The sequence below is a fragment of the Nostocoides japonicum T1-X7 genome, from assembly GCF_001046855.1.
GTDB classification, from domain to species: domain Bacteria; phylum Actinomycetota; class Actinomycetes; order Actinomycetales; family Dermatophilaceae; genus Nostocoides; species Nostocoides japonicum.
In genome coordinates this window covers 4,721,928-4,723,868 of the sequence record NZ_HF570958.1, presented here as the reverse complement: position 1 = coordinate 4,723,868, position 1,941 = coordinate 4,721,928, and the positions used below count along the sequence as shown (strand labels likewise).

Here is a 1,941-nt window from a genome sequence, read left to right as displayed (position 1 = left end):
CGGCGACGATGCCCCACGCCCAGCCGAGCCGCGGGTCGGCGGAGGAGGCCGCCCGCAGGGTGGTCACCAGGGCCGTGCCGGCGTCGTGGACGGCGGTGTACCGGGCGGCGAGGTCGGCCAGCACGGCCGACGCGTCGTCGGGCGCGTCCGGCAACGGGTCGAGGTCGGCGGGGGTGGCCGGGCGGCGGCCGACGAGCCCGACGAGCCGGACGCCGTCCCGGTAGCGGTCCAGACCGCTCCCGGTCACCGTGCCGTCGGTACCGTCGGACACTCCGGCCGTCTCACGGACCACGCCGAGGAGGTCGTCGAGGGACAGCGCGAGCGCGTCCGGCGGTTGGAGACCGAGGTCGACGAGAGTGACGGTTCGACTTTCCGCGTGGAACTCCCACTCGCCCGCCTCGCCGAGCCGGTCGACGAGGAAGGCGAAGGTCGACGGGTCGGCCAGCCGGGCGGGGCTCGCCTCGGCGGACACCGCCGGCGCGGCACGGGCGGGGACCACGAGGAGGACCTCGCTCGAGATCGTCCGGCCGGACCGAGGAGTGCGCAGCAGCGCCAGCTCCGGGGGCCGCGACAGGCCGGCCGCGGCGTCCATCACCGCCCCCGCGATGTCGGGGCGTCGCTCGGTGACGTGATGGACGGCCTCGGCCACGAGGAGGTCGCCGTATGCGTCGAGCGCCGCTCGCAGCTCGTCGAGTCCGGCCAGCCGCTCCGCATCGAGGCCGAGCGACGACGGATCGGCGGCGAGGACCGCGAGCCCGTCGCAGGTGCGCCGGCCGGCATGCTCGGCCCGCAGCGGGAACCGCTCCCGCAGGTGGGTCACGTCGACCCCGGCGGCCACGACCCGCTCGACCTCACGACCCACCGCCTCGGCGAGGTGCGCGCCCGTGCGGACCTGCTCGGCGAGACGGTCCGCGGCCCGGACGGTCCGGGACGTGAGGTCGAGGTCCCACCGCGCGGCCGTGGGGTCGTTGACGGCCCGGTCCCGGAGCACCGCGGCGGTGAGCGCCTGGCCCGGGGAGGGCGCGTGGAGGAGACCGGCGACGGTGGGTCCCGGTGTGCCCGGCCGGGGTGCGTCCACCCAGCCGTACGCACCGACGAGCGGCTGTGCCCGCCCGGTCGCGAGGAGGTCGTCGAGGCGTCGCGTCGGCAGTGCTGTCACCCACGGGTCGATCCGGTATGCCGCGCAGTCCGCCGTCGCGGCGAGGAGCCGCTCGAGGCGGTCGGGTGGGATGTCGAGGAGTCCCTTGATGCCCTCGACGACGCGCGAGAACCGTCTCGTCGCAGCCGTGTCCGCCTGGAGCGCTGCCGGCGTGACCGCGCCGATCCAGGTCGCGAGCCGGGCCGGCACCGCCGCCGGACGCATGACCAGCTCGGGCCGGGCGAGCGGCTCGCGCGCGCTCTCGCGTCCCACGTCCCCGATGGCGACCTGGAGCGACCGGATGAGCAGCCGGAGCAGGAGGCTGCTGTCCTCCAGCCCGAGGTCGTGGTTCTCGACCTGGTGGACGTTCGCGAAGTCCGTGGGCGTCTGCTGGGCGACGTCGACGAGTGCCGCGAGGACCGTCGGCAGGTCCGCGCCGGTCACCTCGACGAGGGGCAGCCCGACCCGCACGGGCGCGTGCCGCGCGGCATACCGGCGCACCGGCTGCAGCCGCAGCTCCCCCACGCTGCCGAAGTCGGTGTGCCACCGCGCGTCGAAGGCCAGCCAGTCGCTCTGGACGCCGGTGAGTCCGGCGGCCAGCCACCACATCTCCAACGGCCAGGCGAGCCGGTGCCGGAAGTAGCTCGACGTCGGCAGCGCCCCGACGAGGTCCATCACCCGGCTCTCGTTCGCGCCGGCGATCGTGCCGCGGCGCTGCGCGGCGTCTCGCCACATCGCGCGGAGGGTGGGCAGCGCGCCCACGAGCGGGGCCTCCACGGCGGGGTCGCCATCGGCGGGGGGGG

1 protein-coding gene is annotated in these 1,941 nt (G+C 76.4%); it reads right to left on the bottom strand.

Annotation, left to right across the window (positions count from 1 at the left end; genetic code table 11):
• Window positions 1-1,915: hypothetical protein (locus BN12_RS21445; protein ID WP_048555595.1), on the bottom strand; the 1,915-nt coding region annotated here is incomplete at its 3' end.
• Between the last annotated feature and the right edge of the window lie 26 nt (window positions 1,916-1,941).